This window comes from Erwinia persicina (assembly GCF_019844095.1).
GTDB classification, from domain to species: domain Bacteria; phylum Pseudomonadota; class Gammaproteobacteria; order Enterobacterales; family Enterobacteriaceae; genus Erwinia; species Erwinia persicina.
Genome location: NZ_CP082141.1, coordinates 1117916 through 1132098 on the forward strand (window position 1 = coordinate 1117916; position 14183 = coordinate 1132098).

The 14183-nt window shown below is 54.8% G+C and carries 14 protein-coding genes; 11 read left to right on the plus strand and 3 right to left on the minus strand.

Annotation, left to right across the window (positions count from 1 at the left end; translation table 11 throughout):
- Positions 1–159 precede the first annotated feature (159 nt).
- Positions 160–846, minus strand: a complete 687-nt coding sequence (ung, locus tag K6L24_RS05090; protein ID WP_062744583.1) for a uracil-DNA glycosylase — start codon at positions 844–846, stop codon at positions 160–162.
- A gap of 289 nt (positions 847–1135) precedes the next feature.
- Between ung and grcA the strand changes: the two genes are divergently transcribed.
- Positions 1136–1519 carry an autonomous glycyl radical cofactor GrcA gene (gene grcA, locus K6L24_RS05095; RefSeq protein ID WP_062744584.1) on the plus strand — a complete coding sequence of 128 codons (384 nt, stop codon included), beginning with the start codon at positions 1136–1138 and terminating at the stop codon, positions 1517–1519.
- Between the two features lie 227 nt (positions 1520–1746).
- Here the strand turns inward: grcA and srmB are convergent, their stop codons facing one another.
- The gene (gene srmB, locus K6L24_RS05100) at positions 1747–3075 is read right to left on the minus strand and encodes an ATP-dependent RNA helicase SrmB (protein WP_062744585.1); all 1329 of its coding nucleotides are present in this window, start codon (positions 3073–3075) and stop codon (positions 1747–1749) included.
- 132 nt (positions 3076–3207) lie between these two features.
- Between srmB and trmN the strand changes: the two genes are divergently transcribed.
- The gene (gene trmN / locus K6L24_RS05105) at positions 3208–3945 is read left to right on the plus strand and encodes a tRNA(1)(Val) (adenine(37)-N(6))-methyltransferase TrmN (protein ID WP_062744586.1); all 738 of its coding nucleotides are present in this window, start codon (positions 3208–3210) and stop codon (positions 3943–3945) included.
- On the opposite strand, the gene nadB is transcribed toward trmN, so the two are convergent.
- Positions 3946–5547: an L-aspartate oxidase gene (nadB, locus tag K6L24_RS05110; protein ID WP_191927898.1), complete on the minus strand. Its 1602-nt coding sequence runs from the start codon at positions 5545–5547 to the stop codon at positions 3946–3948.
- A gap of 472 nt (positions 5548–6019) precedes the next feature.
- On the opposite strand from nadB, the gene rpoE reads away from it, so the two are divergent.
- The 9 genes from rpoE to recO all read left to right on the plus strand — a co-directional run bounded on the left by rpoE (position 6020) and on the right by recO (position 14166).
- A complete protein-coding gene (gene rpoE, locus K6L24_RS05115) occupies positions 6020–6595 on the plus strand; it encodes an RNA polymerase sigma factor RpoE (RefSeq protein WP_062744587.1) in 576 nt (191 codons plus the stop codon).
- 29 nt (positions 6596–6624) lie between these two features.
- Positions 6625–7275, plus strand: coding sequence for an anti-sigma-E factor RseA (gene rseA, locus K6L24_RS05120; protein WP_062744588.1), 651 nt, complete (start codon positions 6625–6627; stop codon positions 7273–7275).
- Positions 7275–8231: a sigma-E factor regulatory protein RseB gene (gene rseB, locus K6L24_RS05125; RefSeq protein WP_187509734.1), complete on the plus strand. Its 957-nt coding sequence runs from the start codon at positions 7275–7277 to the stop codon at positions 8229–8231. The genes rseA and rseB overlap by 1 nt, the downstream gene beginning before the upstream one ends.
- Positions 8228–8692: a SoxR-reducing system protein RseC gene (gene rseC, locus K6L24_RS05130; RefSeq protein WP_118663416.1), complete on the plus strand. Its 465-nt coding sequence runs from the start codon at positions 8228–8230 to the stop codon at positions 8690–8692. Before rseB ends, rseC begins: the two co-directional genes overlap by 4 nt.
- Before the next feature lie 237 nt (positions 8693–8929).
- Positions 8930–10729, plus strand: a complete 1800-nt coding sequence (gene lepA, locus K6L24_RS05135) for a translation elongation factor 4 (RefSeq protein WP_062744591.1) — start codon at positions 8930–8932, stop codon at positions 10727–10729.
- A 29-nt stretch (positions 10730–10758) separates the two neighbouring features.
- The gene (gene lepB / locus K6L24_RS05140) at positions 10759–11694 is read left to right on the plus strand and encodes a signal peptidase I (RefSeq protein ID WP_062744592.1); all 936 of its coding nucleotides are present in this window, start codon (positions 10759–10761) and stop codon (positions 11692–11694) included.
- Between the two features lie 146 nt (positions 11695–11840).
- On the plus strand, positions 11841–12521 hold the full coding sequence (rnc, locus tag K6L24_RS05145; protein WP_062744593.1) for a ribonuclease III: 681 nt from the start codon (positions 11841–11843) through the stop codon (positions 12519–12521).
- Positions 12518–13423, plus strand: coding sequence for a GTPase Era (era, locus tag K6L24_RS05150; RefSeq protein ID WP_062744594.1), 906 nt, complete (start codon positions 12518–12520; stop codon positions 13421–13423). Before rnc ends, era begins: the two co-directional genes overlap by 4 nt.
- Before the next feature lie 5 nt (positions 13424–13428).
- Complete coding sequence (gene recO, locus K6L24_RS05155) at positions 13429–14166, plus strand: DNA repair protein RecO (RefSeq protein ID WP_062744595.1); 738 nt, start codon at positions 13429–13431, stop codon at positions 14164–14166.
- Positions 14167–14183: the final 17 nt, after the last annotated feature.

Genomic DNA, 14183 nt, shown 5'->3' on the forward strand with positions numbered 1-14183 from the left:
GGCCCGTGTCGGGAACATGGATATGCTCCCTGAAGCCGATCAAATCGGCAGGAAATGGGAAATCTTGATAAAAAATGTGACGCAAATCGCCTTATTACGTGTGGAAATGTTAACAGACGGGGTGACATGAGGGGCAGGGGGCGGGCCCCCTGTCTGAAATCAGGAACCAGCGGGCAGTCGGGGAACCCAGTCGACAGGCGTTTCACCCTTCTCACTCAGCAGCTGATTAGTTGTCGAAAAGTGGGCACAGCCAAAGAAACCGCGGTGTGCGGACAGCGGGGAAGGGTGCGGTGCCTGCAGGACGTGATGGCGGCTGCGGTCAATAATGCTGCCCTTTTTCTGCGCGTGCGATCCCCACAGCAGGAAAACCACCCCCTCACGATGCTGATTAATCGCCGCAATAACGTTATCCGTGAAGGTTTCCCAGCCGAACTTCGCATGGGAATGTGCCTTACCCGCCTCCACTGTGAGTACCGTGTTGAGCAGCATCACCCCCTGACGTGCCCAGCTCTCAAGATAACCATGCTTCGGGCGCTCAAAGCCGGGGATGTCTGTGACCAGCTCTTTGTACATATTCACCAGCGAGGGCGGCACTGCGACACCGGGAAGAACGGAGAACGCCAGTCCGTGCGCCTGATTCGGACCGTGATAGGGATCCTGTCCCAGGATCACCACTTTAATGTCGCCCAGTTCGGTCAGGCGGAAGGCGTTAAACACGTCTTTTTGCGGGGGATAGACGGTCTTACCCGCCGCACGCTCTGCGGCAACCATGGCCAGTGTTTCTCTGAAGTAAGGTTTCTCTTTTTCCTCTGCCAGCACATCGTGCCACGTCATGGTATTCACCACCGCCGTCTCCTTTTATTCACCAAAGCGCGTAGCTTAACGCGCTTTGCCAGGCGGTAACACTTAAAAAATTTTTGAAAATTTGCAGAAAAAGCGGAATTTACCGTGGTGATAAAATTGATATAAAACAGAATGTTGCCTTTTTGCACAGGGTACTGCCTGGCCAGGGGTTGATTTGTATCAAAGAGCCCGCTTTGCGGTACTGGTATACAGAACCGATAAGATCACGGTTTTTTCATCAACCTGGCGCTGATAATGGCTATCAGTGCCTTATTGCCTGGGAGGCGACACTATGATTACTGGAATTCAAATTACTCAAGCAAGCAACAGCGCATTACTGAACTCTTTCTGGCTGCTGGACAGTGACACAGCCGAAGCACGCTGTGTGTGTGCGAAAGCCGGTTACAGCGAAGATCAGGTGGTGCCGGTCAGCGACCTCGGTCAGATTGAATACCGTGAAATTCCTCTGGAAGTGAAGCCTGAGGTTCGCGTAGAGGGTGGCCAGCACCTGAACGTGAATGTGCTGAGCCGCGAAACGCTGGAAGAGGCGGTGAAACATCCGGAGAAATACCCGCAGCTGACTATCCGTGTTTCTGGCTATGCCGTCCGTTTTAACTCACTGACGCCAGAACAGCAGCGTGACGTGATTACCCGCACCTTTACTGAAAGCCTGTAACCCCTAATCGGGCAGGCTGACAGGGCGGCAGGTGAATAACTCACCTGTCGCCTTTTTTATTAACTTTTTGATAACAAAGGTCGATATCACTGCCCGGTCAGAAGGCTGGCTGAAGAAGGATGAGAAAAGGGCATCATGGCGTTCTCTGTCTGACATCAGCCCTGTTTCTGTCCGTCTGAGGCAAAAAAAACTGCCCCGATGGGGCAGTTTTTTGTCAGGCAGCGTGATTATTCAGCACTGTCCGTTTTGGCTGCGGTCGGCTTACGCCGTTTACCCACGTTTTTAGCGTCGCGGTGACGCTCTTTAACACGCGGTTTTTCTTCCAGCTTCTCTTTGTCTTTCAGTTCTTTGCGCTTCGCCAGCACTTTCTTCGACGGCTTGCCTTTGAGTTTTTCACTCGGCGCACGGGTCGTCGGCCGCATTCCATCAATGGTGCGCGCTTTCAGCGGCTCCTTGATGTAACGGCAGATCCTGCCCAGCAGCATGTTGTCATGTGCTTCCACCAGTGAAATCGCAATGCCTTTTTTACCTGCACGGCCGGTACGGCCAATACGGTGCAGGTAGGTGTCAGCGGTGACCGGCATGTCGAAGTTAAACACGTGGCTGACATCATCAATGTCGATTCCGCGGGCGGCGATATCGGTCGCCACCAGCACGTTAACACGGCCTTCCGCAACGCGCTTAATCGCTTCATTACGCTTCGCCTGTACCAGTTCCCCTTCCAGGTAACTGGTGTTGATGCCGGCTTCGCGCAGCCAGCCACACAGCTCGTGCACGCGCTCACGCTTGCGTACGAAGACCACAGCTCGGGTGACTTCCGGCTGCTTCATCAGGTGGATTAACAGCGCGGTTTTATGTTTGATGTCGTCCGCACGGTAGTACCACTGCTGGATTTTTTTGCGCTCACGGCGTGCCGGATCGGCTTCGATCTCAATGGGCTCGTTCAGAATGCGCTCGGCGAAATCTTTAATCGCTTCCCCTTCCAGCGTGGCAGAGAACAGCAGGGTCTGCTTGCGCCAGCGAGTTTCAGCCGCGATGGTTTCGATGTCCTGGGCAAAGCCCATGTCGAGCATGCGGTCTGCTTCATCAAGCACCAGCGTTTCAACCGCACGACAGTCAAAGTTCTCTTCTTTGATGTACTGCAGCAGACGTCCGGTGGTGGCGACCACGATGTCCTGGTTTTCGCTGAACACTTCAGCATGGTTCATATACGCCACGCCGCCGGTGATGGTGGCAATATCCAGGTGCGTGTGTTTCGCCATTTCACGCGCCTGGTCTGCGACCTGCATTGCCAGCTCACGGGTTGGGGTCAGGATCAAAATGCGCGGCGGGCCGGACTTCTTACGCGGGAAGTCGAGCAAATGTTGCAGTGCGGGCAGCAGGTAGGCCGCAGTCTTGCCTGTACCGGTTGGTGCCGAACCCAGAACGTCGCGACCCTCCAGTGCTGCCGGAATGGCTTCTGCCTGAATGGCAGTAGGGCGCGTATAGCCTTTCTCCTGCAGGGCTTGCAGCAGGCTCTCGTCTAGTTCGAGTTCGGAAAAAGTGGTTACAGTCATGGTCTACCTCAGTTTGGGGCGCTGATTATAGACAGATTGAACACGATCTTCATCTGTTTGTGTGGAGTTAATGACTTTTCCTTCGTCGCGGATTGTCCTATGCTAGCGCCGTTTCCCTTTCAGGTCAGTCAAATGTCACAGCAAAAAGCCATTCTCCGCGCCAACGGTTTTACCTTCAAACAGTTTTTTGTTGCCCACGATCGCTGTGCCATGAAAGTCGGCACTGACGGTGTGCTGCTTGGTGCGTGGGCACCCGTGGCTGGCGTTCAACGGGTGCTGGATATCGGCAGCGGCAGCGGCCTGATTGCCCTGATGCTGGCGCAGAGAACCCCAGCGTCGGTTGACATTGATGCTGTTGAGCTGGATACGGCGGCGGCGGAACAGGCGCAGGAAAATGTGGCAGAATCTCCGTGGCCGACAAGAGTTCATGTTCATCAGGCAAATATTGTCGAGTGGGCGCGGCACTGTGAGCAGCGCTATTCGCTGATTGTCAGTAATCCGCCCTATTTTTCACCAGGTTCAGAATGTGCCTCTCCTGAACGGGCATCGGCACGCTATACCAATGACCTGACGCACGACGTCCTGTTGATGTGTGCTGAAAACCTGATTGCGGAGGAGGGGTTCTTCTGCGTGATCCTGCCGGAAGCGGCGGGCAGTCAGCTGATTGAAATGGCACTTCAGCGCGGCTGGCACCTGCGCTTCCGCACCGATGTCTCTGATAACGATACCCGGCCGCCTAACCGGGTTCTTCTGGCGCTGTCCCCACAGCCCGGCGAGCAGTTGCTGGATCGCATGACCATACGCGGGCCGGATCATCAGTATTCTGACGCTCACTGTAGCCTGACCCGCGATTTCTATCTGTTCCGCTAATTATGGCCTGAGGATGGTCGGCAGCGCTTTGCCCAGGGCTTCCGGGTAATCAAGGGTATAATGCAGGCCACGGCTCTCTTTACGCGCCATTGCGCAGCGTACCATCAGCCCGGCGACCTGAACCAGGTTACGCAACTCCAGCAGGTTATTCGAGATGCGGAAATGGGCATAATACTCATCAATTTCCTGCTGCAGGGTATTGATACGGCGTAATGCGCGCTCCAGCCGCTTGGTGGTGCGTACAATCCCCATATAATCCCACATAAATAACCGCAACTCGTGCCAGTTGTGTTGGATCACCACGCGTTCATCGGAGTCATCCACACGGCTTTCATCCCAGGCTGGCAGGGCATCGACCATCTCGACTTCAGGCAGGTTACGACTGATGTCTTCCGCCGCTGACCAGCCATACACCAGGCACTCCAGCAGGGAGTTAGAGGCCAGACGGTTCGCACCGTGCAATCCGGTATAGCTGACTTCACCAATGGCATACAATCCGTTGAGATCGGTACGCCCCTGCTGGTCGACCATCACGCCGCCGCAGGTATAATGCGCGGCCGGAACAATGGGGATCGGCTGCGTCGTCAGGTCGATGCCCAGCGCCAACAGTTTTTCGCAGATGGTCGGAAAATGCGCGCGCACAAATGCCGCTGGCTGATGGCTGATGTCCAGATACATACAGTCAGCGCCAAGCCGCTTCATTTCGTGGTCAATGGCCCGCGCCACAATATCGCGCGGGGCCAGCTCGCCGCGCTCATCAAAGTCAGGCATAAAGCGGGTACCATCCGGGCGCTTCAGCACGGCCCCTTCGCCTCGCAGCGCTTCGGTCAGCAGGAAATTACGTGCATCCGGGTGGAACAGGCAGGTGGGATGAAACTGGTTAAACTCCAGATTCGCTACCCGGCAACCGGCACGCCACGCCATGGCAATGCCATCACCGGAGGCCACGTCCGGGTTTGTGGTGTACTGATACACTTTTGCCGCCCCTCCGGTCGCCAGCACCACGGCGCGTGCGCGGCAGGTCTCAACGGCTTCCCGCTTGCGGTTCCAGATGTATGCCCCCACGACGCGACGCTCGCCCGGCAGGCCGATTTTATCGGACACGATGAGGTCAACCGCGTTACCGCGTTCAATCAGGGTAATATTCGGATGGTTCAACGCCTGGCTGACCAGCGTGTTTTCAACGGCTTTTCCGGTGGCGTCAGCGCTGTGCAGAATACGGCGGTGGCTGTGGCCACCTTCGCGGGTCAGGTGATAACGTTCTTCGCTGTTGAGCGGCGTTTCTTTATCAAACAGCACGCCGTTATCAATCAGCCACTGTACGCAGTGGCGTGCGTTGCTGGCGATAAACGAGACGGCCTCGCGATCACACAGGCCGCCCCCGGCAATCAGCGTATCTTCAACATGAGACTCAATGCTGTCGGTTTCATCAAACACGGCGGCAATGCCACCCTGGGCATAGAATGTGGAACCCTCGCTGACCGGGCCTTTACTCAGTACGGTCACCTGATGCTTTTCAGCCAGGCGCAGCGCCAGGGATAAACCGGCCGCACCGCTACCAATAATCAGCACATCACAGCAGTAATCAGAAGAATCAGTCATGTTGTTTAATTTACTAAACAGGTGGTTTGTTGAGCATAACACTCGTCCCTCCTGGCAAAAAGGCTTTTTATCACGCCATCTTCCCCGGCGGGCCAGGCAGAGCTCCGCGGGAGGCGTGACCTCATTCCCGGTAGGGAAAAAGGCGACAGGATGCGATAAACCGGGCTAACGGTCACTTAATGGCGCGATAATATGGTGAAAAAGCTGGCTTCTTGCGGTACTCTGCGGGCGTCATCAGGCTCCCGGACGATGACGTTACGGGAGTCAGGAGAGGCAGTGGCTGACAAATCAGTGAGAATGCATAATAAAGCGTGCTGGTTTGTAAATGTCTCCGGGTGACACGACAAAAATAATGGCGTAATGGAACTTTCCTGATGAATATGACTCAGATTGCATGCTCGTTCATAAAGATTGAGTTTTTACTGGAAGTGCGATTACGCGTGGAGACAAGTTTGGGGAGACCTTACCTCGGATGAGCGAGCAGTTAACGGATCAGGTTCTCGTTGAACGAGTGCAGAAGGGAGATCAGAAGTCATTCAATTTACTGGTAGTCCGCTATCAGCATAAAGTGGCGAGCCTGGTTTCACGCTATGTGCCGTCTGGAGATGTCCCTGATGTAGTGCAGGAGTCATTTATTAAAGCCTATCGTGCGCTGGAATCTTTCCGGGGCGACAGTGCTTTTTATACCTGGCTCTATCGGATTGCCGTCAATACGGCCAAAAATTACCTGGTGGCTCAGGGGCGCCGTCCACCGTCTAGCGACGTGGATGCCATCGACGCCGAAAATTTTGAAAGTGCGGGAGCACTAAAAGAAATTTCGAACCCTGAGAACTTAATGTTGTCGGAAGAATTGAGACAGATAGTTTTTCGCACCATCGAGATGCTACCCGAAGACTTGCGTATGGCTATCACCCTACGTGAACTCGATGGCCTGAGCTATGAAGAGATAGCCGTGATCATGGATTGCCCGGTTGGTACGGTTCGTTCACGTATTTTCCGCGCCCGTGAAGCTATTGATAATAAAATTCAACCGCTTATCCAACGCTAGCGATAGCGACACAGGAAGGGTATTGAGGCATGCAGAAAGAACAACTTTCCGCTCTTATGGATGGTGAAACGCTGGATAACGAAGTGATGTCCGCGCTGTCCAAAGACGTTGTGCTGCAGAAAAACTGGGAAAGCTACCACCTTATTCGCGATACGCTGCGCGGTGATATCCCACAGCAGCTCAATTTTGATATTTCGGCCCGCGTAATGGCTGCAATTGAGAATGAGCCGGCAAAAGCAGTCACCCGTCTGATACCGGAGGCACAGCCGAAACCAGAAGAAGCGGCTGCGATGCCGTTCTGGGCGAAAGTGCGCCCCTGGGCCGCGCAGATTACCCAGATTGGCGTGGCTGCCTGCGTATCGCTGGCCGTGATTGTCGGTGTACAGCAGTACAACAAGCCTGTTGAAGGCCAGTCCTCAGATTCACCGGTATTTAATACGCTGCCGATGATGGGCCAGGCGTCACCGGTCAGCCTGGGCGTGCCCGCTGAAAATGTTAGTGCACCCGCAAACAGTAACCAGCAGGTGCAGGATCAGCGTCGTCGCGTGAATGCACTGCTGCAGGATTACGAATTGCAGCGCCGTCTGCATGCTGAACAGCTGCAGTTTGATCAAAGTCCTGACCAGCAGGCTGCTGCTCAGGTTCCGGGTAATCAGTCGTTAGGAATGCAACCGCAGTAATGAAGCAGCTTTGGTGCGCCGTCAGCCTTATCGCTGGCAGCCTGATTTACTCCTCCTTCGCCCCGGCCGCGCAAACGCCATCCGGGGCGTTGTTACATCAGATGGAGCAGGCCAGCCAGTCACTCAGCTATGAACTCGCCTATATCAATGTCTCGCGGCTGGGCATTGAGTCACTACGCTACCGTCATGCCGTCATTGACAACAAAACCTATGCACAGCTGTTGCAGATGGATGGCCCGCGTCGGGAGATCATTCAGCGTGGTAAAGAGGTCAGCTATTTCGAGTCCGGTCTGCAACCCTTTACGATGGCGGGCGATCACATTGTCGATTCGCTGCCTTCCCTGGTCTATGCCGACTTTCAGCAACTCTCTGCCACCTATGATTTTGTCTCAGTAGGGCGCACGCGCATTGCCGATCAGCTCTGTGAAGTGATCCGCATTGTGCCGCGAGACGGCACCCGTTATGGCTATATTGTCTGGCTGGATAGCGAGACAAAACTGCCCCTTCGGGTTGATCTTCTCGATCGTGATGGCGAAACGCTGGAACAGTACCGTGTGGTGAGCTTTGCCGTCGATGATGGCGTACGCAAGCTGCTGCAGGGGCTGCAGGACGCCAAGCTTCCTCCGTTGTCATCCGTACCGACAGGTAATGCGGTGACGTTTAACTGGAAAGCGGGCTGGCTTCCGGCTGGCATGAAGGAAGTGACTCAAAGCCGTCGCCAGTTGCCTTCGCTCGACCGTCCGGTTGAAACGCGACTTTATTCTGACGGGCTGTTCAGTTTCTCGATCAACATCACGCTGGCTGATAAAACCAGTTCTGCACAGCAATTGCGCACAGGGCGTCGTACGGTTCTGACGGAAGTGCGCAATAATGCAGAGATCACGGTCGTGGGGGAACTTCCGCCCGCGACCGCCAAACGTATTGCTGATGGCGTTGTCCTGGGGGCGGCACAATGATGAGAGAATGGGCGACGGTCGTGTCGTGGCAGAACGGTATTGCCACGCTACACTCCGAAATTAAAACGTCGTGCAGTAGCTGTTCCGCGCGTAAAGGCTGCGGCAGCCATATGCTCGATAAGCTGGGCCCCAAAAACGCCCATGTCATGAAAATCGCCAGCGCAGAGCCGCTGGTGCCGGGCCAGCGGATTGAACTGGGCATTGCTGAAAGCAGCCTGCTGAGTTCGGCGTTTCTGGTTTATATGACCCCGCTGATTGGGCTGTTTGTCCTGGCCGGTATTTTTCAGATGCTGTTTCACAGCGATCTGGCCGCGGCATGCGGTGCGTTGTTAGGCGGTGTGGGTGGTTTTATTGTTGCAAAAGGTCTCTCCGGCATGCTGGGGCGTTCGGCCTCATTTCAACCGGTGATCCTCAGCGTGGCGCTACCGCCCGATGCCATACACATCACCACGGATGCCTGATCCGCGTAAAGACGGCTGGCGACATTTTTCTGCCGGCCGTCTTATTTCATCCGCTAATAATCCTTATTTCCCTTTCATTACGGCAAGGCAAACCGTATTGCCTGACCGTGACGATTCCACCCCTTTGATATGTAGTGTAGAATGCTGCCTTTCGGGCCATCGTTCGCCTGTGATATCACGCTCTCCTGCTTCGCATCGCGAGAGTTCCAGAATTTGTAAGGCAGAAAAATCTCAATAATGAAGCACATAAGAAACTTTTCTATCATCGCCCACATCGACCACGGTAAATCAACGCTTTCCGACCGCCTGATCCAGATCTGTGGCGGGTTGACCGAACGTGAAATGGCTGCGCAGGTTCTGGATTCCATGGATTTAGAACGTGAGCGTGGCATCACCATTAAAGCGCAGAGCGTGACGCTCGATTACCATTCGCCAGATGGTAAAACTTACCAGCTCAATTTTATCGACACCCCGGGGCACGTTGACTTCTCTTACGAAGTTTCGCGCTCTCTTGCCGCCTGTGAAGGCGCATTGCTGGTGGTAGATGCAGGGCAGGGTGTGGAAGCTCAGACTCTGGCTAACTGCTACACCGCGATGGAAATGGAACTGGAAGTTGTACCTGTACTGAATAAAATCGATCTGCCAGCCGCCGATCCAGACCGCGTGGCGCAGGAAATTGAAGATATCGTCGGGATTGATGCGACGGATGCCGTACGCTGTTCAGCGAAAACCGGTATTGGCGTGCCAGACGTGCTTGAGCGGCTGGTGCGGGATATTCCGCCGCCGGAAGGCGATCCGGATGGTCCGCTGCAGGCGTTGATTATCGACTCATGGTTCGATAACTACCTCGGTGTGGTCTCGCTGGTGCGTATTAAAAACGGCACCATGCGCAAGGGCGAAAAAATTAAGGTCATGAGCACCGGTCAGGTCTATAACGCCGACCGTCTGGGTATCTTCACGCCGAAACGCGTGGATACCGACGTGCTGAACTGCGGCGAAGTGGGCTGGCTGGTCTGTGCCATTAAGGACATTCTGGGTGCGCCGGTCGGGGATACCCTGACGCAGGCCCGTAATCCGGCAGAGAAAGCACTGCCAGGGTTCAAAAAGGTGAAGCCGCAGGTTTACGCCGGCCTGTTCCCGATCAGCTCCGATGATTACGAAGCTTTCCGTGACGCGCTGGGGAAACTCAGTCTGAACGATGCCTCCCTGTTTTATGAGCCAGAAAGCTCCACCGCGCTGGGCTTCGGCTTCCGCTGTGGCTTCCTTGGTCTGCTGCACATGGAAATCATTCAGGAGCGTCTGGAGCGCGAATACGATCTTGAACTGATCACCACCGCGCCGACCGTTGTCTACGAAGTGGTCACCACGGATAACCAGACTATTTATGTTGACAGCCCGGGCAAACTGCCGCCGCTGAACAATATTGAAGAGCTGCGTGAGCCGATTGCCGAGTGTCACATGCTGTTGCCGCAGGAATTCCTGGGTAACGTCATCACGCTGTGCATCGAAAAACGCGGCGTACAGACCAACATGGTTTACCACGGTAACCAGGTGGCGCTGACGTATGAAATCCCGATGGCTGAAGTGGTGCTCGATTTCTTCGACCGTCTGAAATCCACCTCTCGTGGCTATGCGTCACTGGATTACAATTTCAAACGTTTCCAGGCTTCCAACATGGTTCGTGTCGATGTATTGATTAACTCCGAGCGTGTCGATGCGCTGGCGCTGATCACCCACAACGACAACGCCCCGTACCGGGGTCGTGACCTGGTGGAGAAAATGAAAGAATTGATCCCGCGTCAGCAGTTCGACATTGCGATTCAGGCGGCGATTGGTAACCACATTATCGCCCGCTCTACGGTGAAACAGCTGCGTAAAAACGTGCTTGCCAAATGTTATGGCGGCGACGTCAGCCGTAAGAAAAAACTGCTGCAGAAACAGAAAGACGGTAAGAAGCGCATGAAGCAAGTGGGTAACGTTGAGTTACCGCAGGAAGCGTTCCTTGCCATTCTCCACGTGGGTAAAGACAGCAAATAACCCCCTCACTGGGTTTTAAGGGAACTGGAATGGCTAATATGTTCGCCCTGATTCTGGCGATAGCAACGCTGATCACCGGCATTGTCTGGTGTATCGACAAGTTTAAATGGGCACCGGCGCGGCGCGCCAAACGCGCGGAAGCGCAGGCGCAGGGTATCGAAGCGACAAAGGCTGACAAACAGCCGGGCTGGGTGGAAACCACCGCATCGGTCTTCCCGGTGCTGTTCGTGGTGTTTGTGGTGCGCTCGTTTATTTATGAGCCATTCCAGATCCCTTCCGGTTCAATGATGCCGACGCTGCTGATCGGAGATTTTATCGTGGTGGAAAAATTTGCCTACGGTATTAAAGATCCGATCACCCAGACAACGCTGATCCCCACGGGGCATCCTAAGCGTGGTGACATTGCGGTATTTAAGTACCCGAAAGATCCCAGCATGGATTACATCAAACGCGTGATTGGTTTACCGGGTGACCGGGTGACTTATGACCCCCTGAGTAAAACGGTTTCCGTGCAGCAGTCGGCCAGTGCAGTGCCGGTGACTTATTCAGATGTGGAAGAAAGTGACTTTATCCAGACCTTCAGCGGCTACAGCGGTAACGAGCGCGGTAATGGTTTCTTCCAGGTCCCCAAAGGGGAGTCGATGCAGGGCGGCATTCGTTTAGCGACCCGCAACGAGACACTGGGTGACGTTACCCATCGTATCCTGCTGATTGCTCAGGCACCCAGCCAGCCGGGTTCTTACTATCAGCAGCCAGGACAGCCGCAGTCAAGCTGGGTGGTTCCTGAGGGCATGTACTTTATGATGGGCGACAACCGTGATAACAGCGCCGACAGCCGTTACTGGGGTTTCGTTCCGGAACGTAACCTGGTGGGCAAAGCAACGGCCATCTGGATGAGCTTCGACAAGCAGGAAGGGGAATGGCCAACCGGCGTGCGCCTGAGCCGCATCGGTGGCATCCACTAATGACCGCCTGCGGGCGGCATTAAAAACGGGTGGTCTGTCGTCTGTCATGTCGGCAGGCCACTGCACACGAAACAGATCGTGTTGGTGTTCAGGCTCAGCCCTGTTCCGTGTGCAGCATAATTGACGCATTAAGAAATTGGTAACGCATGAACCCCATCGTAATAAATAAGCTTCAACGTAAGCTGGGCTACACTTTTACTCATCAGGAATTGTTGCAGCAGGCGCTGACTCACCGTAGCGCCAGCAGTAAACACAACGAAAGACTGGAATTCCTGGGCGACTCAATTCTTAGTTATGTCATTGCTAATGCCCTTTATCAGCGCTTCCCGCGCGTGGATGAAGGTGACATGAGTCGGATGCGCGCCACGCTGGTTCGCGGTAACACGCTGGCCGAAATGGCACGGGAGTTTGACCTCGGCGAGTGTCTGCGTCTGGGGCCTGGTGAACTGAAAAGCGGCGGCTATCGCCGCGAATCGATTCTGGCTGACACCGTCGAAGCGCTGATTGGCGGGGTTTTCCTCGACAGCGATATTCAGACGGTGGAGCAGCTGATCCTGAGCTGGTACGCCAGCCGTCTGGATCAGATCAGCCCGGGCGATAAACAAAAGGATCCAAAAACGCGTCTGCAGGAGTTTTTGCAGGGTCGCCATCTGCCTCTGCCCACCTATCTGGTGGTGCAGGTGCGTGGCGAAGCGCACGATCAGGAATTTACTATTCACTGTCAGGTAAGCGGCATGGCAGAACCGGTTGTGGGAACCGGCTCAAGCCGTCGTAAAGCTGAACAGGCAGCAGCCGAACAGGCGCTGATTAAGCTGGGAATTGAATGAACGAACAAACTACCCATTGCGGCTTTATTGCTATTGTAGGCCGTCCGAACGTTGGTAAATCTACCTTACTGAACCAGTTACTGGGACAGAAGATTTCCATTACCTCGCGTAAGCCACAAACCACCCGCCACCGCATTATGGGCATCCATACTGAAGGGGAATATCAGGCGATCTATGTCGATACCCCGGGCCTGCATATGGAAGAGAAGCGGGCGATTAACCGCCTGATGAACCGTGCAGCCAGCAGCTCAATTGGTGACGTTGAGATGGTGATCTTCGTCGTGGAAGGGACCAAATGGACCGCCGATGACGAGATGGTGCTGAACAAGTTAAAAGACGGCAGAGTGCCGGTGCTGCTGGCGATCAACAAAGTCGACAATATTACCGATAAAAGCATCCTGCTGCCGCACCTGCAGTTCCTGGGTTCACAAATGAACTTTATGGACGTGGTGCCGATCTCGGCCGAAAAAGGCACTAACGTTGATACCATCGCCAGCATTGTGCGTAAACGCCTGCCGGAAGCTGAACATCACTTCCCGGAAGATTACATTACCGATCGTTCTCAGCGCTTTATGGCGTCAGAAATTATCCGTGAAAAACTGATGCGTTTCCTCGGTGCTGAGCTGCCTTATTCTGTCACGGTCGAGATTGAACAGTTCCTGACCAATGAGCGTGGCGGCCTGACCATCAACGGTCTGATTCTGGTCGAGCGCGAAGGCCAGAAGAAGATGGTCATTGGTAACAAAGGCGCCAAAATCAAAGTCATTGGTACCGAGGCCCGTCGGGACATGGAAGAGATGTTTGAGGCGAAAGTGCACCTTGAACTGTGGGTGAAAGTGAAGTCCGGCTGGGCGGATGATGAACGCGCCTTACGCAGCCTGGGCTATACCGACGACCTCTGAACCTGATGGAAGGCTGGCAACGCGCATTTGTCCTGCATGGACGGCCCTGGAGCGAAACCAGCCTGCTGCTTGATCTGTTTTCTGAACAGCATGGCAGGGTACGGGTGCTGGCCAAAGGCGCCCGTTCCAAACGTTCCAGCCTGAAAGGGGCATTGCAGCCTTTTACCCCGCTGCTGGTGCGCTGGGGAGGCCGTGGCGAGGTGAAAACCCTGCGCGGTGCTGAACCGGTTTCCCTTGCTCTCCCTCTCAGCGGCACTTCTCTTTACTGCGGTCTGTACGTTAACGAGCTCCTCTCACGGGTGCTGGAACACGAGACCTCATTCAGTGAACTCTTCTTTGATTATCTGCACTGCATTCAGACGCTGGCGGCGGATGCTGCGTCCCCGGAACCTGCACTCCGGCGTTTTGAACTGGCGATGCTCGGCCACCTTGGTTACGGCGTTGATTTTCTGCACTGCGCTGGCAGTGGGGAAGAAGTGGCCGATGGCATGACCTACAGCTATCGCGAAGAGAAGGGCTTTATTGCCAGCCTGGTCGTGGGGCACCGCAGTTTTACCGGCCGTCATTTACGGGCGCTGTACCAGCGTGAGTTTCCGGATGCTGATACCCTGCGCGCGGCGAAGCGCTTTACCCGCATTGCCCTGAAGCCTTATCTGGGAGGGAAACCGTTGAAAAGTGCCGAACTGTTCCGTCAGTTTTTGCCGAGAAAACGACCAGATGCACCGCTGACGGACGATGAATAGCCGCCAGCCATACCCCT